20 protein-coding genes are annotated in these 20,433 nt (G+C 62.4%); 13 read left to right on the plus strand and 7 right to left on the minus strand.

Translation table 11 applies throughout. From position 1 onward, the window contains the following. The first annotated feature begins 227 nt into the window (after positions 1 to 227). Both ABIE58_RS16490 and scpB read left to right on the plus strand, forming a co-directional pair. Positions 228 to 1,112, plus strand: coding sequence for a DUF1403 family protein (locus ABIE58_RS16490; RefSeq protein WP_354545802.1), 885 nt, complete (start codon positions 228 to 230; stop codon positions 1,110 to 1,112). 2 nt (positions 1,113 to 1,114) lie between these two features. Beyond that, the gene (gene scpB / locus ABIE58_RS16495; RefSeq protein ID WP_354545803.1) at positions 1,115 to 1,723 is read left to right on the plus strand and encodes an SMC-Scp complex subunit ScpB; all 609 of its coding nucleotides are present in this window, start codon (positions 1,115 to 1,117) and stop codon (positions 1,721 to 1,723) included. Between the two features lie 16 nt (positions 1,724 to 1,739). Here scpB and ABIE58_RS16500 read toward each other — a convergent pair whose 3' ends face one another. From ABIE58_RS16500 to ABIE58_RS16530, 7 genes are all read right to left on the minus strand, one after another. After that, complete coding sequence (locus ABIE58_RS16500; protein ID WP_354545804.1) at positions 1,740 to 2,750, minus strand: TniQ family protein; 1,011 nt, start codon at positions 2,748 to 2,750, stop codon at positions 1,740 to 1,742. Then, positions 2,747 to 3,613: a TniB family NTP-binding protein gene (locus ABIE58_RS16505; protein WP_354545805.1), complete on the minus strand. Its 867-nt coding sequence runs from the start codon at positions 3,611 to 3,613 to the stop codon at positions 2,747 to 2,749. Before ABIE58_RS16505 ends, ABIE58_RS16500 begins: the two co-directional genes overlap by 4 nt. 16 nt (positions 3,614 to 3,629) lie before the next feature. Further along, a complete protein-coding gene (locus ABIE58_RS16510) occupies positions 3,630 to 5,495 on the minus strand; it encodes a TnsB C-terminal domain-containing protein (RefSeq protein WP_354545806.1) in 1,866 nt (621 codons plus the stop codon). 143 nt (positions 5,496 to 5,638) lie between these two features. Beyond that, positions 5,639 to 7,204, minus strand: coding sequence for an ABC transporter transmembrane domain-containing protein (locus ABIE58_RS16515; protein WP_354545807.1), 1,566 nt, complete (start codon positions 7,202 to 7,204; stop codon positions 5,639 to 5,641). Then, positions 7,204 to 8,250, minus strand: coding sequence for a hypothetical protein (locus tag ABIE58_RS16520; RefSeq protein WP_354545808.1), 1,047 nt, complete (start codon positions 8,248 to 8,250; stop codon positions 7,204 to 7,206). Before ABIE58_RS16520 ends, ABIE58_RS16515 begins: the two co-directional genes overlap by 1 nt. A 39-nt stretch (positions 8,251 to 8,289) precedes the next feature. Next, the gene (locus ABIE58_RS16525) at positions 8,290 to 9,111 is read right to left on the minus strand and encodes an alpha/beta fold hydrolase (RefSeq protein WP_354545809.1); all 822 of its coding nucleotides are present in this window, start codon (positions 9,109 to 9,111) and stop codon (positions 8,290 to 8,292) included. Positions 9,112 to 9,210: 99 nt separating this feature from the next. After that, complete coding sequence (locus tag ABIE58_RS16530) at positions 9,211 to 10,695, minus strand: S8 family serine peptidase (RefSeq protein WP_354545810.1); 1,485 nt, start codon at positions 10,693 to 10,695, stop codon at positions 9,211 to 9,213. Positions 10,696 to 10,796: 101 nt separating this feature from the next. On the opposite strand from ABIE58_RS16530, the gene ABIE58_RS16535 reads away from it, so the two are divergent. From ABIE58_RS16535 to ABIE58_RS16585, 11 genes are all read left to right on the plus strand, one after another. Further along, complete coding sequence (locus ABIE58_RS16535) at positions 10,797 to 11,303, plus strand: RNA polymerase sigma factor (RefSeq protein ID WP_354545811.1); 507 nt, start codon at positions 10,797 to 10,799, stop codon at positions 11,301 to 11,303. A 27-nt stretch (positions 11,304 to 11,330) separates the two neighbouring features. After that, positions 11,331 to 12,038, plus strand: coding sequence for an anti-sigma factor family protein (locus tag ABIE58_RS16540; protein ID WP_354545812.1), 708 nt, complete (start codon positions 11,331 to 11,333; stop codon positions 12,036 to 12,038). A gap of 380 nt (positions 12,039 to 12,418) precedes the next feature. Then, positions 12,419 to 13,405, plus strand: coding sequence for a hypothetical protein (locus tag ABIE58_RS16545; protein WP_354545813.1), 987 nt, complete (start codon positions 12,419 to 12,421; stop codon positions 13,403 to 13,405). Positions 13,406 to 13,668: 263 nt separating this feature from the next. Then, the gene (locus ABIE58_RS16550) at positions 13,669 to 14,010 is read left to right on the plus strand and encodes an ArsR/SmtB family transcription factor (RefSeq protein WP_354545814.1); all 342 of its coding nucleotides are present in this window, start codon (positions 13,669 to 13,671) and stop codon (positions 14,008 to 14,010) included. A 3-nt stretch (positions 14,011 to 14,013) separates the two neighbouring features. Further along, positions 14,014 to 15,033, plus strand: coding sequence for an ACR3 family arsenite efflux transporter (gene arsB, locus ABIE58_RS16555; protein ID WP_354545815.1), 1,020 nt, complete (start codon positions 14,014 to 14,016; stop codon positions 15,031 to 15,033). Next, on the plus strand, positions 15,030 to 15,452 hold the full coding sequence (gene arsC, locus ABIE58_RS16560; RefSeq protein ID WP_354545816.1) for an arsenate reductase (glutaredoxin): 423 nt from the start codon (positions 15,030 to 15,032) through the stop codon (positions 15,450 to 15,452). Before arsB ends, arsC begins: the two co-directional genes overlap by 4 nt. Next, positions 15,427 to 16,176 (plus strand): arsenical resistance protein ArsH, encoded by a 750-nt coding sequence (arsH, locus tag ABIE58_RS16565; RefSeq protein WP_354545817.1) that lies wholly within the window; start codon positions 15,427 to 15,429, stop codon positions 16,174 to 16,176. The genes arsC and arsH overlap by 26 nt, the downstream gene beginning before the upstream one ends. 151 nt (positions 16,177 to 16,327) lie before the next feature. Beyond that, on the plus strand, positions 16,328 to 17,071 hold the full coding sequence (locus ABIE58_RS16570) for a substrate-binding domain-containing protein (protein ID WP_354545818.1): 744 nt from the start codon (positions 16,328 to 16,330) through the stop codon (positions 17,069 to 17,071). Positions 17,072 to 17,074: 3 nt separating this feature from the next. After that, a complete protein-coding gene (locus ABIE58_RS16575) occupies positions 17,075 to 18,505 on the plus strand; it encodes an ATP-binding protein (protein ID WP_354545819.1) in 1,431 nt (476 codons plus the stop codon). Continuing rightward, positions 18,492 to 19,739 carry a sigma-54-dependent transcriptional regulator gene (locus ABIE58_RS16580; protein ID WP_354545820.1) on the plus strand — a complete coding sequence of 416 codons (1,248 nt, stop codon included), beginning with the start codon at positions 18,492 to 18,494 and terminating at the stop codon, positions 19,737 to 19,739. Before ABIE58_RS16575 ends, ABIE58_RS16580 begins: the two co-directional genes overlap by 14 nt. 222 nt (positions 19,740 to 19,961) lie before the next feature. Further along, positions 19,962 to 20,429, plus strand: a complete 468-nt coding sequence (locus ABIE58_RS16585; RefSeq protein ID WP_354545821.1) for an arsenate reductase (azurin) small subunit — start codon at positions 19,962 to 19,964, stop codon at positions 20,427 to 20,429. The last annotated feature ends 4 nt before the right edge of the window (positions 20,430 to 20,433 follow it).

Consider the following 20,433-nt stretch of genomic DNA (forward strand, 5'->3'; position numbering starts at 1 on the left):
CAGATTGAGCAAGAGGCCGGTCCACCGATTAAATGGAAATTTCCTCGACGAGAGAGGCGATTTCGGCCGAATCCACCCATGAAACTAAAACGACACTGACATGTCGTTGAGCATATCTTTTTGCGTCCGATAACGCAAACTTATCGGACATGAATGCAGCAGATAGAGTGAGGCGGTTTATACGCTATTAACTGGCAGAAAGCGCCGTGACGATGTAGGCTTCAAGCATGACATTTGCTCGGCACGACCACTGCGACGACCTAGACACGCTACCTCGGGTGCCCGCCTGGGTCACCTCGGCACGGGTTGAAAACCTTGAAGATGTTGCGTTTTTGTCGGGCGCAGCGCTTGCTCACCTGCATCTTTTGTTTGCGCGAGACGATGTCCCCCACGCCTTGTTGCGGGAGCGGCTGGCCCTGCGCGCGGCTGAGGCTTGTGTTGCGTTTTCCGGGCGACCTGAGAGGGTAGGAGAATTGCGCGACGCCGTACATCTCTTGCGCCCCGGCGACCTGCCCGGCCCAGCAGGGGAGACATATCTATCTTGGCGTCGCGCCGCTGAACGACCGGTGTCGGTCAAGGCTCTGGGGCGGGCCTTGCCGAGCCTCGACCCGCGCCAGATTGCCGAGTGGTTTGATGCGGGGAGTGGGGCGCCGGTGAGCCGCGCCGCGATGGTACTGGAGGCAACGCTGACCGAGGCACCCCGTGCCGAAGTCCCGGCGTTGATCCTCGCGGACGCCGCCCTCGCCGAGGCGCTTGGGTGGGATCATGTCGTGCCGCTGCTGGCCACGAGTTTAAAACGTGCTGACCTGCGCAAGCGCGGGGAAGACCTTCGCTTGGCCTTTTATCGCGCGGTCGTCACATCGGCGATCGAGACCATGCGCGTCGCCGCTGATCTGACGCGGCGCGCCGCACATCTGAAAGCCGTCGCACCAAAGCTGCGGGCAAAGGGGGCCGGCGACGCGGTCGAGATGTTTCTGACCCGCGATGTGATCGCGCCTTCGGCCTTGCCCCTACCAGATCGCGCAGCGCGGAGGCTCTGCGACCGGCTGGTCGACCTAGGTGCAATCCGTGAGATGACCGGACGCGACACCTTCCGCCTTTACGGGGTGTAAGTATGAGCAAGAACCGCGCTAGGGATCGATCCGAGCCGGAACTGGATCGGGAGCTGACCGACCTGCCAGCCGAACTGCGTTGGCGCGAATGGATGCGTCGGATCGAGGCTGTACTTTTTGCCTCCGCCTCACCTGTGCCGCGCGAAGACCTGGCGCGTGTGGTGGGGCAGGGGGCCTCGGTCGATCTGCTGGTAGAGGACTTGGCCGCCGATCTGGAAGGGCGGGCGTTCGAGATTGCCATGGTCGCAGGGGGGTGGATGTTCCGGACGCGACCCGCCTACGCGCCTGCGATCCGCGCCGCTGCGGACGTCGGGGACCAGTTGCTTGACCTGAACGACTTCGACGTGGCGATTTTGGCGGCCATCGCCTACCACCAGCCGATCACCCGCGACGGGCTGAAGGATGTCTTTGGCAAAGAGATCAGCCGGGACCTGATCGGGCGGCTGCATGCACACGGTCTTATTGGGACTGGCCCACGCGCGCCGCGTCGTGGTGCCCCCTATACCTTTGTGACCACAGACGCGTTCCTTGCGGCCTTCGGGATGGAGAGCTTGCGCGACCTGCCAGACGCTGAACAGCTGAATGACGCCGGGCTGGCCGCGCGCCCCTGAAACCCGCCTCTGACCCTCAAAACGCTTGCCGCTTCTGATGGAGCCGCGCGGCCGCTTGAATGAGATCTGCCAAATACGGGCCAGCGGTGGTGGGGCAAGGCCCAGCTTTTGGCCGAGGCAGGACGGCATCGCTGAATGATGTGACCAGTCCGCGCCAGGCTGGCGCAGTCTGAGCGACGCGTTTCCAATAAGAGATCGCGGGACTTCTTCGCGTTCCGAAAGGCGTCGACCGCCCTTCCGTCAATTGCCGGAACAGATGATAGCGATCCCGATGGGGGAGGCGCGCAATGGATACACGCTGTTTGCCAAATTGAAAGCAGGCTGATCCAAGAAGGTCCGGGAGTGATCGCCCCTCTGCTATTCGATGCCCTGCTGCCTGTAGACAAAGCAGATCGTCGATCAGGCGCTCAAGACGCCGAATCCCATTGGTGGCAGGACGGGTGCGTTTGCAGAGGGCCGCGCCGCACCAGGCGCAGATCTGATGCGGCACAAGACGCTTCTGGCCGAACGGAGCCAATCCTTGTCCGCAGGACGGGCACCTGTCTCGAAGCCGACAACCGTGACGAAAGCAAGAAACGCGTGTCGCCAGGCTCCAGCCTCGGCGAAAATAGGGCGTTTCGTCTTCCGCCAGACAAGCGGGACAGAACTGCAGCCAGGTAACCTGCCTCCCGGGTGCGCAGGTCTGCTGAGACCCTGGCCGCAGGGGCAAACGCAGCACGGCCAAAGGGTCGGGAGCAACGGTCAGAGCCGCGATGTCTTCCAAGGGTATGTGGGTATGCTCCCCCAAAAGCCGCAGGATGCGATCGGGCAACGCCCGATCAAGCCGTGCCGACCAGTTCTCACCCGGCGCTCCGAGAAGCGCACCAAAATAGCGCGGAGGTACGCCGTTGGCGTAAGCGAGACGGTGCAGCCAACTCGACAGAAGTTCACCAGGTGCGGGCATAATGCCCATCGGCCAACGGCTTCCCGCCGCACTTGCATACCGCTCTGCAGGCATGATGGAGATCTCGGTCGGCACAAACCTCATGTCATCTCGTGACGCAAAGTGGAATTGCGGCGCCTCGAGAGAGGCACATAGCCAAGGTCCGACAGGGTTGCGCCCGTAATCCGGTCCTCACCGCGCGAGATGGCCGCAACTGCTGCCCGGGTGACGATCTCGACAACCTCGCCGATCAGCCCCTCCGACAGATCGTGGATGATCTTTGCCAAGGGTTCGCGCGACAGATCGGAGGCATCGGCGAGCGGCAGACTGGCTTCCAGGCTGTCGAGAAGCGTCGCGAACTCCTCGTCATACGCCCATCGTGGAATGGGGATCGTATCAAAACGTGAGCCCATTTCGTCCGTGTCATGCACCGCATCGTAGATCGCGATTTCGCCGACAAGAACGGGTGAGATGTCATGCACTCGTGCGATCCGCCGCAAGAACGAGAAGATGGCCTTCACATCCTGGCGCCGCCCGCGCAACGCGCTGTGGAACTCGTCGAATATCAAAAGGCGCGGCTTCAGGCGCTCCAGAAGATGATCGACCTGATCGCCGGCGCGGGACAGGCTGCGCCAGCCCGCGGCTTGTGGCGCGCGCAATCCGGACAGGATGCTGGCATAGAAATGCGACAGCCCTGCACCTTCCCGGGTCTGGATCACCCACACCTTTTGTTGGTCGGCGGCACGCAGATGTTCGACGGCGAAGCGTTCGGCGATCATGGTCTTGCCGTTGTGGTAGGGACCGGCAAGCAGCAAACCGCGTGGGCGCAGGGATCGCGGTCGCTCGAGCAGCAGTCGCATCGCGTCATGCGCCGCGCCGGCCGCCGGATGGCTGATCCAGCGCGGCGCGCGCACATGGGCGATCCGCACTGCGTCATCGGCCTGCAAGAGTGGGACGGTGGCGGACATGAGGTGGTCCGGCACCTTACCAATCCTCGACCGGGAAGACCCGCCGCGGACGATCCGGATCGAGCTTTTCTTGGGTCGGGACGGAAGGCGCGGCGAAGTCGGCATAAGGCTTCTTTGCCTCGGTGGCATGCCGGGCGCGGGTCATCTCCTTCAACCTGCTTTTGGGGGTTTTGGCGGCGGCAACAGTTGCGGCGATTTCGCGTCGGATGGCTGACGCCTCCTGCACAGGGCGCCGCTGGATTTCGCGCCGCCGCTGTCGATCCGCCTGGTGCTGCCAGAGCGTGATCGGCTCGGCCAGTCCGTCCCGTCGCCTGACCGGCCGCCAAGCCTGGGTATCCGGATCCTTGACGTAGACATGGCTGATGTCGCGAGGATCATAGCACAGATCCAGCGGCTCCAGCCGGTCACGGCGCGCAACCAGCGGGCCAAGCCAAGGCTCGAAATAGTCGATTGCGAAGAGACTGATGCCCTGAGGTGAAATTTTTCGCGTCTTGCGCGGCAGGAAATTTAGCAGCACATCGACAGGTGCATCGATCGGCTGGTCTTTCGGCTGGAACCGATCTTCCCACTCTTTCGCCGGAACGGTCAGCTTGCGCGCATTCTGGCTCAGGTTGTGGTCGATGATCGCGAGCGCGATGCAGCGTTCAAGATCCGCGAAGCTGAGCCGTGCCCGCGCTTCCGAGGCATAGTCGCCCCGATCCGCGATGGAACGCCCCGTCTTGCCCGGCAAGGCGCGTAGCGCCGTGTTCACTTTCCCCAGCAGGCGTTCGACGACTCCGCCCCGATGCACGGTGCCCTTGTTCCGCATGCGAATGGAAATGCCATAGTCCGCGCATCCTCTGCTGAAGGTGCTGCTCTGGAACTCCTTGGCGGAATCGACGACGATTTGCTTCGGGCGACCGTGCATCGGCCAAGCATGATCGATACCGCGTTCTGCCAGCCAGTCAATCTTGCAGCACATCGCGTGCGCCAGACAAAGCGCGACAGACAGTCGTGACGGCCGCTCGAGGGTCAGGCAGAAGCCGATGATCGCGCTCGTGGCCACATCTGCAGCGATGGTCAGATAGGGACGACCAACGAAAACACCGTAGTCATCAATCACCTCGACAAATTGGATGTCTGCCGGCGTGTGATCGATCTGGACAACGTCGAGCGCGTGGTTAGCCCGGATGTAGCCCGGTCGCGGCTTCAGCCGGTGCAGGTGTTTACCATTTGACAGGCGGCGGCGGGCAATTTCTTCCGGGGCAAACAGGATGGGAATGCGCCGGGCGACAGTGACATAGGCGGGTGGAGTGTGCCCTTCCTCTGCGCAGCGGGCGCGGATCTCTTCGACGATCGGTGCAAGGTCCGGCTGCTCAGGGCGCAACCACATCTCCTGCAGGGTCACCGCGATGATGTTCTCGACTGCGGGGTTGATCCTTGGTTTTCTTGTTCCACTCCTTCGCGGCAGAAGGGCCGATACCCTGCGCTCTTCCCGATACCGCGCCAGATAGTTGTAGACTTGGCGTGTCGAGAGCCGCAGCTCGGATGCCGCGCGCATCACGGCCTCACGCACTGGCGCCGCTCCGTCAAGAACTCGGTCCAGCTCACGCGCGATCCGCGTTGCTTTGGCCCACGCTGCATCCGAGGCATGCCCTCCGCCGGACGTCATCGATATGAAACTTTCGAGACCGGCTGTGTCATGCGCCAACAGGGCGGTCACTTGCTGAAGAACGGAAACAAAATTGAAGCCCTTAACTGAAAAATGATGTGCGATGTCGCGGTATCTTCCAGAAATCACATGATGATCATGTGCTGAAATGGTGAAATAAATGCGACGACAATCGTCGGGTTTTAGGTGAGGGTAATCGCCAAGCACCAACGATACCAAGACGGAAGACATCGGACTTCTCTAACCAGACATATCCTTGATCCTACCGGTACCAGCCATCAGTCACTAAGTGGTGCGCAACGCCATTGCGAACGCCCGAGAAGATACCACCGTTATGCTGGCGAATTAGTTTCTTCCCATCTCATCGGCGACGATCATGCAGCCCGGGGCCCCTCCGTGTCTGCTTTCGCCAAGACGGGATGGCGCAGGATCGTCGCACCCGCTGTGCCGAGATGCGCAGCAAGGGCGTCGTGGGCTGTTTGTTCGAGATGCCAAACGCCATCTTCCAGCAAGACAAGCTGCGGTTTGCCCAACAGGATACGTGCAAGCGAAAGCGCGCTGCGATTTGCTGCGGACAAATCGCGGCCACCTTCGGACAAGGCTCCATCGAGGCCGCCGATCCGGTCCATCAGAGCGCTCAGCCCGGCGGTCTGGGCAGCTTTTTCGAGCTTGGCCTCTGACGGCCGATTCAGAAGGCCGAGGGTAAGGTTGCGCCGCAACGATCCCTTCAGCACTACGGGTGTGCTGGTCAAGCGATGCACACCGCGCCGCAGGCTGCCGCGCGAGAGGTCGGTAAGGCACAGGCCCGACAGGGTAATATGATCGCGAGGCACCGGCTCCAACCCGCAAAGTGCGGCAAATAGGACGTCGGCGTCCCCTGGTGCGCAGGGCAGGGCGCATGTCTCGCCTGCCGGAATGTTGAGCGAGATCGTGGTCCCCTCTGATGTCGGCAAATTCTGGATCACCACGCTCAGCGGGCTGTGCGGCAGGCGGGTGTCGCCCTGTCCGGTCTCGCGCTGTTCACGCGCCAAGGCTGCCAGGCATTTCTTGCGCGCCGCGAGATAGGCCGCGCGGAAATTCCAAACACTGGCAAGATCGCGCAGCGGGGTCAGCACGAGGCCGATGGCCGCAAGCGCGCCTGCGATGGTGCCAGAACTGGTGCCGGTTTGCGCGCCCGTGACGATCACGGCGCAGGCGGCGACGCCCGCCACGGCATCAGGCAACGCCTTGAGCATTTCCGCCCAAAACAATCGATGCAGGGCAGCATGGATCATCTTCTCGGTGCGCTTGCGCAATTGACGCAGTTCGGTCGGACGACGTCCTATGCGGTCAAGCTCGGGTGCAAGTGGCATACGTTCAGCCATTTCGGCGGCGATCCGCGCGCGGCGCGCCCGCAAGCGGCGGTGCAACGGCTCGAGCTTTGGCCCGGCGATGGCCAGAGTGACGAGCATGACCGCGAATAACGGCGCGACGACAAGTGCAAAGCGTGGCTCGAGCAGCCAGAGGACTGTACAGGCGGTGGGGATCATTACCACCGCCGCAATCAGCCGAGGCAGCCCTTTGCCGAGCCAGTTGCGAAAGGCCGTCATGTCGCCAACGAACCGCAAGCTCATGTAGCCACTGCGCCGCTTGGCAACAGCGCTCGCGGGCATGCCCGAGGCGTGATCGAACAGGGCCAGACGGATGTCGAGTGCATAGCTCTGTCCCAGCCGTTCGCCCATCAGACGCGACAGAACCCGCGCCCCGGCGATAACAAGGCCCGATCCGATCAGCGCAGCGAGCAGACCGGGGGGCAAGGGTGATCCCGCTTGCATAGCCTCAAAGAGACCGCGGGTGGCGAGGGCAGCCACCCCGGCAGCCACCCCTTGCACCAGCGTCACAAGGCTGACGGCGAACAGTCCGCGCCGGCGGCCGTTCTCCGTCAGGTGCGGCATGGGCATTACGCGGCCTCCCTCCGGCCAAGGCCCGCACGCAGGGCAAAGCCGGTTGCCTCGGCCGGGTCGCTCAGATCCTCCTTGGTCAGCACCGTCAGGCCAGTGGCCGCCTGCGCCTCGGCGGACGCCATGGGCGAGCAACTTACCAGACCGGTCAGCGCATCGGGCACGAGACCCAGCCGCGCCAGATGCGCCACGCCGCCCGCCGCCGCCACTGCGTCACCACAGGCGAAGACAAGCCCAGAGATCAACCCAGCAAACCACGGGTCGGCGATGATCGCAGCCGTTTCTCGTTGCAAAAGGCCATCGGCCACTTCCATCACCACGATATCGCAGCCGCGATGCCCGGCCTCGGCGATGAGCGTCTCGATCGCAGCCTTGATCCGGTCCAGAGGCTCCAGGTAGGTGGTGACCATGCCCGCATCAGTGAAGTCGCCCACGTAATACGCGCCGCTGTCACTGTATTCGTTGAAATCACCAAACGCGCCGGTTCCGGTGGCCTTGATCGCTCCGACGCGGAAGCCCGCGCGCCGCAGGCCCAGCACAAGCCGCGCGGTGGCCAGCGTCTTGCCGGAATTCATCGAGGTGCCAAGAACACCGATCACCGGCGGGCGCGGGGCTGCCGGGCGGGGGCTGAGCGCGAATTGCGAAAGGTTGACCGCATATCCGCTTGCATCCAGCAAGCGGGCCGCCGGCACCAAACGTGTGGCCGATTTGATCCGGCTGTTGCGCGCAACCATGCGTCCGATGCAGCCACCCCCGGCAAGCAGGTCAGCGCCTGCATGGTCGATCTCGGCAATCCCTTCGAACTGATCGGGGGCATAGCGCGCGCCGCAGGCCATCACCACCGCATCGCCCGGAAAGATCAACGAGGGGCGCCCCGAAGTCAATTGAACGCGCTGGTGCTGTCCCAGCTTTTCCACATGGGCAAGGATAAGGTCGCCTGGCTTGGCGGCGGCAAAATCAGTGTCTGTCGCAGCTACGCGCGCGCGGTCCACGCGGCGTGTGGAAAAGGTCCATTTGGCCTGATCGAGTGTGTCGGAAAGTGTCATTTCAAGTCTCCATAGGTCTTGGGCAATTTTCAAAGGGGTTCAGATGCGGGGTTCGCGCGCTTCAAGAACGCGGGCGGCAAGGTTGTTCCGGGTAATCGCGCACACCACGTCGTGGTCGCAGCCCGGAAGTTCGATCAGACTGGCGCGGGGCGAAAAGCCCGCGGAACTCGCGGCGGCGTTTAGTGCATCAACATAGGTACGAGCGCGGGCGCGGCGGTGCAGACCTTGACCTGCGTCGAGTTCGGGAGTCTTGCGCAGCGCGTCGTCGCGCGTGACGTCTTCGGTGCCGACATAGATCCATGCCGGGATATGGAGAAAATCGCGCAACGCGGTCCTGTTCTGACGGAGCAGTTTGGCGGAAAACGTATCCTTGCCGGGCGCGAGACCGTAGGGATAGGGCATGCTGCTTTCGGGCAGGCAATACCACCCCGCTGCCGCCAGATGGAGAGCGGCGACACGGTGCGGATAAAGCATGGCCAGACGGTGAGCGAGTTGTGCGCCGCCAGAATGGCCGAAGATATCCACTGGCCCCGAGACATCCGGATATTCGGCCGCCATCAGGTCAAGCAGGGCAAGAAGCGCCAGATCGGGGCGAGCGGCCTTGCTTGGGCGCTGAAAATTGGGCCATTTCTCTGACGAGAAATGCGGGACGATGACCGTACGTCCTGTGCGTTCGGCCTCTGGGGCGAAGAGCCCGGCGAGCGTACCTGCATTGCGTGAAATGCCGTGCAGCACCACCAGCGGCGGCGCGTCCGAGACTGCGGCAGGCCTTATAATGCGTGCGCTCAACCGACCTGCCGCACTGCATGCGGTCACCAAGGTCGATGTTGCGGGCCGATCTGCGATCAAGGTGTCTTTCATCTTTTCTCTCCCGATTTCCAATCCGTTCTCTGGAAAACGGAACGCGCCGGGACTTATTCCCGGCGCGTCGATTTTTTCTTTGCCGGGGATGAAAGGACGTCACTCCAGGGAAACAGGCGTCACCATAGCTTCACCCGTGCAAACGCCACCAAGATCCAAAAGACCGTGGCCGTAGGTGCCGTCAAACCCTTCGGTGCCAAGATCACGAGCAGAGGTTGCCAGCCTCGCGCGGATCTCCTCTGGTGTGAGCGTGGGGTCTTGTTGCAGCAAAAGCACTGCCGCCGCCGTTACGTAAGGCGCGGCAAAGGATGTGCCGGTCTTCCAGCGCGCCCCTTCGACCGACGCAGCGGTCCAGACCTCGACACCTTGGGCAGCCAGCTCGACGTGCGGCCCGCGAATGGCCCGGCGGTAGACCATGCCGCTGCGATCGACCGCCGTGACGGCGATCACATTGTCATAGGCCGCCGGGTAAGCCGCCTCGGCGCGAGGGCCATCGTTGCCCACGGCAGCGATTACGGGGATCCGACGGTCGCGGGTCAGTTGCAACAGCGTGTCTTCGAGCACCGTGTTGGGCGGCCCCGCAAGGCTGAGATTGATCACCTGAGCACCGTTTTCAGCAAGATAATCGACGGCGCGGACGAGGGTAAAGGCGTCGGCTCGCTCGTCGCCTGCACTCTTGTGAAACGCATCCACGGCCACCAGCGGCAAGCCGGGCAAAAGGCCTGGTACGCGGCTTTCCGGATCGCCCACGAGAATGGCGGCCACCGCCGTGCCGTGGACTGCGCCGGAAGCCGAATAGTCTTCAGGTGCAATACGGGTCAGGTTGATCTCGGCCCCTGCCAGAACTTCGTGATCGATATTCAAGCCTGTATCGACAATCCCCATTGTGACGGGGGCGCCACATCCGTTCGGAGCCAGACCAGCGGGCCAGTCGATGAGTTTTCGGGCCGGACAATGCAGACCGTCGCAAGCCGGTGCGCCATCCGGCACCGCCACGTTCGCCGGGTCGTCCTGCCCGGTGCGGTAGAAATGATTGAAGTCCGCCGTCTCGCCATTCGGAAGGGCGCGGATGGTGTCGCGGGCCTCTTGCAACGACACACCGTTCGGCACCTGGAAACGACGCACGGTGGTCCCAAGAACGGCGAGGTCCGCCCGTTCCAGAACAACGAAGCCCTGTGCCTCGAGCTGGGCCGTCTGATCATCCGTCAAACCGCGGGTCACGATTTCATCGGGTGCGAAGGCCGGGCGGGGGATGGGTTGGGGTGCAGGCGGTCTTTGCACGCGCCGCTCCTGCGCGGTTTGCCCGCCAAACAGATTGCGCAAGAAATCACCCGGGCTGTTTACTGCCCCGGTGCCGCCATGGCGTCCATCGCTGCTTCGGGCAGACGGAGATCCGTCGTCATCGCTGTCGTCGTCGTCACTGTCATCGTCTCCACCATCGTCTCCGTCATCGCCGCCATCACCATCGCCATCGTCAGCGAGGGCCACAGTGGTCGCAAGGCCGGTTGACACCGCTGACGTCACACCGACCACGAACAGCCATGTAATCACGACCAAAGCCTGCGCCGCCAACACGCGCATCATGCGTTCCCCTTTCAATTATCGCCAAGACAGAGTCATCTGGGTTTCAACGTTCCAGTCCAAGACTTATTCCTGAAATTGCACACATAGAGTAAGTGGGCCGCATGCAAGATTCTTTTGTCGAGGACATCGTCGTGCTGTTGCCGAACCTCAAACGGTTTGCACTTTCGCTGTGCCGCCGGCCGGATCTGGCGGACGACCTTGTGCAAATCACTGCAGAGCGTGCCTTTCGCGCGCGTCATCAATTTGATCCGGCGACCCGGCTGGAGGCGTGGCTGTTTCGCATTCTGCGCAATGCCTGGATCGACATGGTCCGGCGCGATGCGACGCGGGGCGAGACGGTTGATATCCACGACACTCCACAGGCTGATCCGGTAGACAGTGCGGCGCAGACCGATGACCGGCTGATGCTGCAATCGGTACGGGCGGCGATGGCGACATTGCCCGAAGATCAGCGCGCGGTGCTGCACCTCGTCTGCGTCGAAGGTCTGAGCTATGCCGAAGCCGCGCAGACGCTGGGTATCCCGCAGGGCACTGTGATGAGCCGGTTAAGCCGTGCCCGGCGGGCACTTGCCGAAAAAGTGGGAATAAATGGCGCGGCGGGCCGTTGACGTCATGCAACGCAAGGGATCGCAAAGATGACGATTGAGGATGAAACACTGATGCAACTCGCCGATGGCGAGATCGACAGCCAAAAAGCCGCGCGCCTGCATGCGAAAATCGAGGCTGATCCCGACCTTGCCGCACGCTACGCTTTGTTCAAGCAGACATCAGACTGGGCCAGAGCGGCCGCAATCGCCGATCCGCACGCAGTAGTTTCGCCTGATTTGGAGGCTCGCATTCGCGAGATGGGTGCGACCACACCGTCTGAGCCCGAGAACGTGGTGCCACTGCGCCGCTCAATACCTCGATGGCAGCCTATGGCAATCGCCGCTTCACTTGCGCTGGCGGTCGGTCTGTCAGCAGGGCTTTTGCTTGCGCCCGGCACGCCGGAGACGGGTACGCCCCTACTTAATGCCGCGATGCAAGAGCAGCTGGGCACGTTGCCTTCGGGCGCAGAGACCGAGCTGCCAGACGGACGGCGCATCAATGTCGTCGCGTCCTTCACCGATGGCGCGGGCTCGTTCTGCCGCGAATACGAAGCCGCTATCGAGGGAAGAGGTAGGCATGTCGGTGTGGCCTGTAGGAATGGAGACAACTGGTCGCTTCGGTTTGCAATGGCAACGGCCCGCGCAAACGAAGGTTATGCGCCTGCCTCGTCGCTCGAGACACTCGACGCATTCTATGCGGCAACTGGCGCATCAGAGCCGCTGTCCGCAGAGGCAGAGCGAGATTATCTGAACTGACTGCGCACGCCGCACGCCGCCTCACAGAAGCGGACCCAGCGGCACCGGTATCTTTCGGTTATAGAACAACAGGACAATGGGAGGAGCCTTTGTGAGAGCCATGTCTCTGTTGATGACATGCTTGCTCTATCCCGACGAGCCATAGATTTAAGGGCAACGCGCCACCGGTCCAACTCACACGCGATCCTTGTTGCCCAGGCCCAAGCCGTCGGACGTCATCAATATGCAAATTTCGGAACTCTGTTCGGCCATATACCACCTGTGCTGCCACTCACTGAAATACGGAACCAAAATTGAAGTCCTTAGCTGAAAAATGATGTGCGATATCGCGGCATCTTCTAGAAATCACGTAATAATCATGTGATGAAATGGCGAAGAAAATGCGACAGTGGTTTCTGCCCGGTCCGATGGAAGAGGAACCGGATTATTTGCCGCCCGGACCACGGGCCGAACCGTGTGAAACCGAAGTCCTCGAGGAATGGCGGAAAGCAGAGGCGGGTCATGCCGCGCGTCTCGCCCGCGCCGCAGGTCGGCTCGGCGCGCTTGATGATAGGCTGCGGCGCGGCCCGGAGGGTTGGCGCCACAGGCTGGCCCTGATCGAGGCTGCCGATCTGAGTTGGTTCGCGGGCGACCGCATTGGACCGGATAGGCTGACGCTCTGGATCTCCATGCGCTTGTCCGGCGTACAGGACGACACTGCCGCGCTCGCGCGTGTCGGTTGGGCGGTGCGGCGGCTATCCGGTGGGCCAGGACCGGAGGTAGACCTTTCCGCCTTCCTTGACCGCCGCGACCCCGAGAACCTCGCGGATGAGGCCGAACCTTTTGCGGATCGCGCAGGCGGTTGGCTGGACCTTACGGCGCAAGCTTCCGAGTTGCACCCGATCACCCGTGCTTGCTTGGGCTTTCACCTCTGGAGCCTCGCGGGACTCGGGCAGCAAGGCGATCGAATGGAGGCGGCCGTCACAGCTGCGCGGATCGCGGCCAGCGAGGGCAAGGGAGCAGTCTTTGCACCTCTGGCCATGGGCGGGGCAGGGGGACTGCGCGCCGGCGGCCCACCCGCTGACCGTCTGGCGCGATGGCTTGACGGGATGGAGACCGCCTGCCTGACCGCCGTGCGCCACCTAGACGATATCGAGGCATGGTCAGCAAGGGCTGAAGCCGACATGACCTCGCTCTCGGGCAAGACCCCGCGCGCCTTACGCGCCGTATTGACCGAATGGCCCCTTGTATCCGCTCCGATGGCCGAGGCCTTAACCGGCGCCAGTCGCGCTGCAGTCCAGCGAAACCTTGCCTGGATGGAAGCGCATGGGCTAATCCGCGAAGTGACAGGGCAGGGGCGGTACAGGATGTGGCGCGCCACGAACTGACGGCAATGAACGGTCCTTCACCCGTCGGGGAACAGGATCGCCCCGACATTCATGGCTTTGCTCAAGCTGTGGAAGATGGTGATCCGGATAGCACCGTTGCGGTAGAGGATCAGGTGCCGGGCGCGGCACTATTCTACGGAAACCGCGGTGATTGACTATCCGCGTACCGAGCCCCCCAAGCCACTCGCCAATGAATTCGCTTGCGTCGGCAGCTACGAAATCATATCGGTAAACGACGATAGCCGATTTTAGATGAGGCCAAGATGACGGAAGTCCAGCAAGACCTTGAGGACATGAGAATGGCGGCGACTGCCAAGGCCCTGGGCCATCCGGCGCGATTGCGGATCTTGCGGCTGCTGGCGCACACACCGGGTTGTATCGGCGGCGATATCGTCGAGGCCGTTGGCCTCGCGCAGTCCACGGTGTCCGAGCATCTCCGCATCCTGAAGGAGGCGGGCGTGATCGAAGGGCAGATCGACCCGCCGCGGGTCTGCTATTCACTCAGCCCTGGGGCCTTGCAGCCCCTCTCGGCGCTGATTGAAGAACTCGACGTCATTCGCAGCGAGTCTGCCTGCTGCGTAAACCCTGCTAGAGCCCAAGGTTGATCAATGTCCCTTTTTGAACGCTATCTGTCTGTCTGGGTGCTGTTGTGCATCGTCGCGGGCATCGTGCTGGCCTCGTTACTGCCCGGCCTGTTTGCAGCACTGGCAGCGCTCGAGTACGCCTCGGTAAATTTCGTTGTCGCCGTCCTGATCTGGGCGATGGTCTACCCGATGATGGTCGCCGTGGATCTGAGCGCGCTGAAAGGCGTGGGCAAGCGCCTCAAAGGCCTGATCATCACCGTGGTCGTGAATTGGCTGATCAAGCCCTTCACCATGGCCGCCCTCGGCGTCCTGTTCTTCGAGTACGTCTTTGCGGACCTGATCGACCCGGCGGATGCAGGCCAGTACATCGCCGGGCTGATCCTGCTAGGCGCGGCACCCTGTACGGCGATGGTGTTCGTCTGGTCGCAACTGACCAAAGGGGATCCGAATTACACGCTGGTCCAGGTGTCACTGAACGATGTGATCATGGTTTTCGCCTTTGCGCCCATCGTGGCTCTGCTGCTTGGCGTGACAGATATCGCCGTTCCTTGGGAAACGCTGGTTCTTTCCGTTGTTCTGTATGTCGTTCTGCCGCTTGCTGCCGGCATCTTCACCCGGTCCAGACTGATGACCCGGGGTGGAGAAGCAGCAGTTTCTGCTTTCACCGCGCGGATCAAGCCCGCCTCGGTTCTGGGGTTGCTCCTGACAGTGGTGCTGTTGTTCGGGTTTCAGGGCAGCGTCATCACCGAAAACCCGTTCCTGATCGTCCTGCTGGCCACGCCGATCCTGATCCAGTCCTACGGGATCTTTGCCATCGCCTATTTCTGGGCGTGGCGCTGGAAAGTGCCGCACAAGGTGGCCGCCCCCTGCGCGCTGATCGGCACATCGAATTTCTTCGAGCTGGCCGTTGCTGTGGCCATTGGCCTGTTCGGTCTCAATTCCGGGGCTGCGCTTGTGACGGTGGTCGGCGTTCTGGTGGAGGTTCCCGTGATGCTTTCACTCGTCTGGTTCGCCAACCGCACAAGGGAGCGCTTTCCGGCATGAGTGTCGTCATCTACCACAATCCGGACTGCGGGACATCGCGCAACACTTTGGCGATCCTGCACGCTGCGGGCACCCTGCCAACGGTGATCAACTACTTGGAAACGGGTTGGACGCGTGCGCAGCTCTTAGGTCTGTTCGCTGCGGCCGGCGTAACCCCACGGGAGGCACTGCGCGTTGCGCGAAGCCCGGCAGAAGCAATGGGGCTTACCGTGCCCGGTGTGTCGGACGAGGTTCTCCTCTCTGCGATGGTGGAACATCCGATCCTGGTCAACCGCCCTTTCGTCTGCACGCATAAGGGCGTTCGGCTCTGCCGCCCATCTGAAACCGTTCTAGACCTGCTTGATACGCTGCCGCCGGGGCCGCTTGCGAAGGAAGACGGTCAGCTCATTATTGATGATCGGGGAAAACGAATTGCCTGACGACCTGACGAACCTGACCACCCCTCAGCTTGATGAGCAGCACTTCGCTTCAATCGACTGCGAACGGCTGCGGCCTACAACCGTCCGAACGCATCCGCCGCGTATTCTGATCCTCTATGGCTCGCTGCGGGCCCGCTCATTCAGCCGGCTGTCCGCGGAAGAGGCCGGGCGCATCCTGACGCGGCTGGGGGCGGAAGTGCGGTTTTTCCATCCGTCCGGCCTGCCGCTGGTTGATGACGGGGTCGATGCCAGCCACCCGAAAGTCCGCGAGCTGCGAGATCTGGTGGCCTGGTGCGAAGGCATGGTCTGGTCAAGCCCCGAACGTCACGGCGCCATGACCGGGTTGATGAAGACGCAGATCGACTGGATCCCGCTGTCCGAGGGCGCCGTGCGCCCGACGCAGGGAAAGACGCTGGCGGTGATGCAGGTGTCGGGCGGATCGCAAAGCTTCAACGCTGTGAACCAGATGCGGCTGCTTGGGCGTTGGATGCGGATGCTGACCATCCCCAACCAATCCTCGGTCGCAAAGGCATTTCTCGAATTTGACGAGGCGGGCCGCATGAAGCCGTCAGCTTATTACGACCGCATCGTCGATGTGATGGAGGAGCTTATGAAGTTCACGCTTCTGACGCGTGACTCTGCGGACTATCTTGTGGATCGCTATTCCGAACGCCGCGAAAGCGCGGCTCAACTGTCGGCGCGGGTCAATCAATCCGGTCTGTGATCGGTAGCAAAGGACTGGATCCCGGCCAGGGGAGGGGCCTGAGATCATGGAGTATTCAATCAGGCGACGCACTTTTGTCGGAGCGGGATTTGCAGCCTTCATTGCTAGTCGTGCAGCGGCGCAGCCTGTCTTTCGCCTTGGACTGACGCCGGTGTTTCTCGACAACGATGCTGCGGTGATTGACGGCCTGCGGCGCGCCTTGTCGCGCGGGATGGGGCGTGAGATCGAACTGGTTCAGCGCCGCACCTATCAGGAAATCACTGGCCTTCTGCTGGAACGCAGTGTCGATGCGGCTTGGCTTTGCGGCTATCCCTATCTCCAGCACGCCGATTTGCTGGATCTTGTCGCCGTGCCTCAGTGGCGAGGCAGCCCGCGATACCAGTCCTACCTCATTGTCGGGGCTGAAGACGGAGCGGAAGCACTGTCTGACCTACGCGGTGGCACGCATGCATTTTCCGACCCGGATTCGAACTCTGGCTACCTTGTGACCGCGACCGATCTGCGCCGGATGGGGGAACAGGTCGACGGCTTCTTCAGTAGATCCATTTTCACCTTTGGCCACCGTAACGTGGTGCGCGCGGTCGCGGATGGCCTGGTGCGATCCGGCAGCGTCGATGGCTATGTCTGGGAAGCGCTGGCGGTGATCGAGCCGGGTCTGACCGCGCGTACACGCGTGATCGCCCGGTCGGAATGGCTGGGGTTTCCCCCTGTTTGCGCGCGGCGCGACAGCCTGGCTTCTGAGCCGGTTCAGGCTCTGCAAACCGCTTTGATGAACCTCGCCGAGACGGAGGAAGGCCAACAGGCGCTGGCGTCGCTGCAACTGGACGGGTTCCAGCAGGCGACCCCTGCGCTGTTCGACGGGATCGCCGACCGCATGGCCGATCTGGACCCCTGAGGCATGAAGTGGTTTGCCCCCATCCCCCTGTCGATCAAGCTCCCGCTTCTTGCGGCGGCGATGATGGTCCTTGTGGGCACGGTGGCATCCCAACAGGTCCTGCGGTCGCTGGCGCAGGTTCAGGACGCGCGGATTCAGGAACTGGCACGGATGCATGTCGAGGGATTGTCCGTGGCCCTTGGCCCACTGGTCCTGCGTCATGATATCTGGGAGGTCTACGACACTCTCGACCGGGCCGCCCAAGGGAGCGAGGGGCGGCGGATGGTCCTGACCGCCGTGGCGGACGAGCGCGGAAGGGTTCTGGCGGCGACTGACCCCAGACGAGTTCCCATGGACAGCGATATCGCAGCCCTTGCCAGTGATGCGGTGGCGCTGGATGACCTGTCAGTGGATGGCGCGTCAAACATCCTCAGCCTGCTTGCGCCCTTGACCTACCAAGGACGCACCGTCGGGCAGATCGCGACGGAGCTGGACGTGTCGGACCTGCTGTCGGAGCGCAGGCAGGCGCTGATCTACCTGATCGTGGGCAACGCGTTTGCCATCGGCCTTCTGTCGCTGGCGGGGTTTCTGGCGATCCGGAAGATGCTGCAGCCGGTCACGACGCTCGAACGCCAGATGACCGAAACGAAAGGCGAGCCGCATCCCATCCCGGCCGCGGACATCCCGCGCGGCGATGGCGAGCTGGCACAGCTGGCACGTACGTATAATTCGATGGTCGGCGCCGTGGCCGCCAAGGCCGAAGCCGAGCGGCGGTTGGCGGAACGGGAACGGTTCGTAGCCCTTGGCCGCCTGTCTTCGTCGCTGGCCCACGAGATCAACAACCCGCTCGGCGGCTTGCTGAACGCGACGGATACGATCCGCAGCTATCCCGATCGCCCCGAGGTGGTGCGGCAGTCCGCCGATCTGCTCGACCGGGGATTGCGCCATTTGCGTGATGTGACCCGGGCAACGCTTGACCAGAACCGAATGGACCCCGAGACCCGCGCGCTGACACCCGATGACTTCGAGGACATCAAGCTGTTGATCCAACCCGAGGTCTCGCGATTGGCATTGGATCTGGAGTGGTCTGTCGATCCGGCGGCAGTCACGGAGTGCAGCCTGTCCGCCGGGCCCGTGCGGCAGATCGCGCTCAACCTGCTGCTGAACGCCTGCGCGGCTGCTGGCCAAAACGGCTGCGTCGGCCTGATGGCCCGTACAACGGACGGCAACCTCAGCCTTCAGATCACGAACACGGGCGCGTCCATGCCGCAGGCCGCGTTGGATCGCTTGCTCGGGGACGGTCCGCTCTTGCCCGGTGGCGGCGTCGGGCTGCGGCTGGTCCGTGATCTCGCGAAAACAATGGGTGGCGCTGTCTGCCATGCGCAAGAAAATGGCGTAACGAGCGTGACTGTCACCCTGCCTGTGTCATGGGAGGCGCGCGATGCTAAAAGATAGATACATCGTTCTTGTCGAGGACGACGAGATCATGGGCGGGTCGCTGCTGCAGCGGTTGGAACTGGAAGGGGCGAAGGTTCTCTGGCTGAAGCAGATGGTGCGGGCGCTCGGCGCAATCCGCACCCCCAAGAAGCCAATCGACGCAGTAATCTGTGATATCGGCCTGCCGGACGGGTCGGGAGAGGAGCTGTTTTCAACGCTTCTGCGCACCGGGACACCCCCGCCTTTCCTGTTCATCACCGGGCAAGGTGGGATCGGTCAGGCGGTCCGGCTGATCAAATCGGGGGCCGCGGACTACGTGACCAAACCGTTCGAAATGTCTGTCTTCCTCGAACGCCTCAGCCTGCTCGTCGGAAACCGCGAGAAGCCGTTTCAGGATGATGACTTTCCACCATTGATGGGGGTCTCGGTCACGGCGCACCGTGTTGAAGCGCTGATCGTCAAAGCTGCACAGGCAAGCGATCCCGTGCTGATCCGGGGCGGGCCGGGAACTGGCAAGGACCTTGTGGCCCGACGTATCCATGACCTGTCGGACCGGTCAGCTGCGCCATTCGTTTCGGTTAATCTCGCGCGCGAAGCCGACGCGGAGGCGGCCTTGTTCAGCCCCGGCGGCGGAGTTGATACTGTGGGCGAAGGAACCTTGTTCATCAACTCTATCAGCAAGATGACGACACAGGTCCAGACTCGCCTGTTGGAGCGGCTGGATCAAGACTTCGACGGCCGGCTCATAGCGGCCTGTGGCAATGACCTTGAGGCGCTCATCAAGCAACGCACTTTCAATTCTGAACTTTTCTACAGGTTAGCACGGATCGAAATCCCAATACCGCCGCTCGGCACACGACCCGAAGATGCCGTCTGGCTGCTTCAGCAGCTTTTTCGTAAGCTGGCGCCGCTCCATGCACCGGGGCTCACCGGGATTGGCGCGCTTTGCGAAGAGGCTGTGCGCACCCATGACTGGCCGGGCGGCGGCCGCGACCTGCGGGCAAGACTGCTGCGCGGGCTGGCGATGGCGACAGGGCCGCTGTTGCAGCCATCCGATCTCTTTCCCGAACGTCTCGCTGAGCCCGACGACATGATGTCGCTCGCCGAGGCCCGTGAGGTAGCAGAAAAGGCGCAGATCATCGCTGCCCTCGACCGGACAGATGGGCAGATTGGCGCGGCGGCCAAGCTCTTGCGGGTCGCCCGCACGACGCTTTGGGAAAAAATGCAAAAACTCGGCCTGTCGGGGCACTGATTACCCCCACTACCCATGTTCGGATTTCCGAACATCAAATTTCCCCTTTTGAAATCATAGGATAGCCGCAGTGCAGCATCCCTGGTTGTGCTATCGCGCGCGCCAGATGCAAGGACTAGGCTGACCGCAATCATCCATCACTTGATGAGCCAGGGAGGAGTCCAGCCAATGAAGTGCAATAAATTGGTCGACGCGGGACGTCGACAGTTTCTGAGGGGCGGCATGGCCGCCACAGCGGGGGCCGTCGCTGCCACCGTCATGACACCGGAACAGGCCAAAGCGCAGGCACTGGCACGCGTCGATTATCCTGCGAACCGCCTTGCCAACATCGCTGATCTGGTGGTGAACGAACCGATGGACATCTCCTATCCCGATGCGGATAGCCCGGGTGTGCTGCTCAAGCTCGGCCAGGCGGTCGAGGGCGGCGTCGGCCCGGATGGCGATATCGTGGCGTTTTCCGTTCTCTGTCCGCATAAGGGCTGGCTGATGAGCTATTCCGCCGAGGACATGACGCTCAACTGCCCCGGCCATCATTCCCGCTTCGATTGCGAAGCCGGAGGCCAGCAGATCTGGGGCCATGCGACCAGCAATCTCGCGCAATTTCTGCTGCGGGTCGGCGATCAGGGCGACATCCATGCCGAAGGTGTGGACGAGCTGATTTACGGTCGCCTGTCGAACGTTCTGGCATAAGGGA

Origin of the sequence: Roseovarius sp. MBR-78, from assembly GCF_040547535.1 — a bacterium.
GTDB lineage: Bacteria > Pseudomonadota > Alphaproteobacteria > Rhodobacterales > Rhodobacteraceae > Roseovarius.

What these genes read in the sequence shown, in the direction of transcription:
- ABIE58_RS16490 (WP_354545802.1), top strand. Translation starts at nt 228, where the DNA reads ATGACATTTGCTCGGCACGACCACTGCGACGACCTAGACACGCTACCT.
- scpB (WP_354545803.1), top strand. Translation starts at nt 1,115, where the DNA reads ATGAGCAAGAACCGCGCTAGGGATCGATCCGAGCCGGAACTGGATCGG.
- ABIE58_RS16500 (WP_354545804.1), bottom strand. Translation starts at nt 2,750, where the DNA reads ATGAGGTTTGTGCCGACCGAGATCTCCATCATGCCTGCAGAGCGGTAT.
- ABIE58_RS16505 (WP_354545805.1), bottom strand. Translation starts at nt 3,613, where the DNA reads ATGTCCGCCACCGTCCCACTCTTGCAGGCCGATGACGCAGTGCGGATC.
- ABIE58_RS16510 (WP_354545806.1), bottom strand. Translation starts at nt 5,495, where the DNA reads ATGTCTTCCGTCTTGGTATCGTTGGTGCTTGGCGATTACCCTCACCTA.
- ABIE58_RS16515 (WP_354545807.1), bottom strand. Translation starts at nt 7,204, where the DNA reads ATGCCCATGCCGCACCTGACGGAGAACGGCCGCCGGCGCGGACTGTTC.
- ABIE58_RS16520 (WP_354545808.1), bottom strand. Translation starts at nt 8,250, where the DNA reads ATGACACTTTCCGACACACTCGATCAGGCCAAATGGACCTTTTCCACA.
- ABIE58_RS16525 (WP_354545809.1), bottom strand. Translation starts at nt 9,111, where the DNA reads ATGAAAGACACCTTGATCGCAGATCGGCCCGCAACATCGACCTTGGTG.
- ABIE58_RS16530 (WP_354545810.1), bottom strand. Translation starts at nt 10,695, where the DNA reads ATGATGCGCGTGTTGGCGGCGCAGGCTTTGGTCGTGATTACATGGCTG.
- ABIE58_RS16535 (WP_354545811.1), top strand. Translation starts at nt 10,797, where the DNA reads ATGCAAGATTCTTTTGTCGAGGACATCGTCGTGCTGTTGCCGAACCTC.
- ABIE58_RS16540 (WP_354545812.1), top strand. Translation starts at nt 11,331, where the DNA reads ATGACGATTGAGGATGAAACACTGATGCAACTCGCCGATGGCGAGATC.
- ABIE58_RS16545 (WP_354545813.1), top strand. Translation starts at nt 12,419, where the DNA reads ATGCGACAGTGGTTTCTGCCCGGTCCGATGGAAGAGGAACCGGATTAT.
- ABIE58_RS16550 (WP_354545814.1), top strand. Translation starts at nt 13,669, where the DNA reads ATGACGGAAGTCCAGCAAGACCTTGAGGACATGAGAATGGCGGCGACT.
- arsB (WP_354545815.1), top strand. Translation starts at nt 14,014, where the DNA reads ATGTCCCTTTTTGAACGCTATCTGTCTGTCTGGGTGCTGTTGTGCATC.
- arsC (WP_354545816.1), top strand. Translation starts at nt 15,030, where the DNA reads ATGAGTGTCGTCATCTACCACAATCCGGACTGCGGGACATCGCGCAAC.
- arsH (WP_354545817.1), top strand. Translation starts at nt 15,427, where the DNA reads ATGATCGGGGAAAACGAATTGCCTGACGACCTGACGAACCTGACCACC.
- ABIE58_RS16575 (WP_354545819.1), top strand. Translation starts at nt 17,075, where the DNA reads ATGAAGTGGTTTGCCCCCATCCCCCTGTCGATCAAGCTCCCGCTTCTT.
- ABIE58_RS16580 (WP_354545820.1), top strand. Translation starts at nt 18,492, where the DNA reads ATGCTAAAAGATAGATACATCGTTCTTGTCGAGGACGACGAGATCATG.
- ABIE58_RS16585 (WP_354545821.1), top strand. Translation starts at nt 19,962, where the DNA reads ATGGCCGCCACAGCGGGGGCCGTCGCTGCCACCGTCATGACACCGGAA.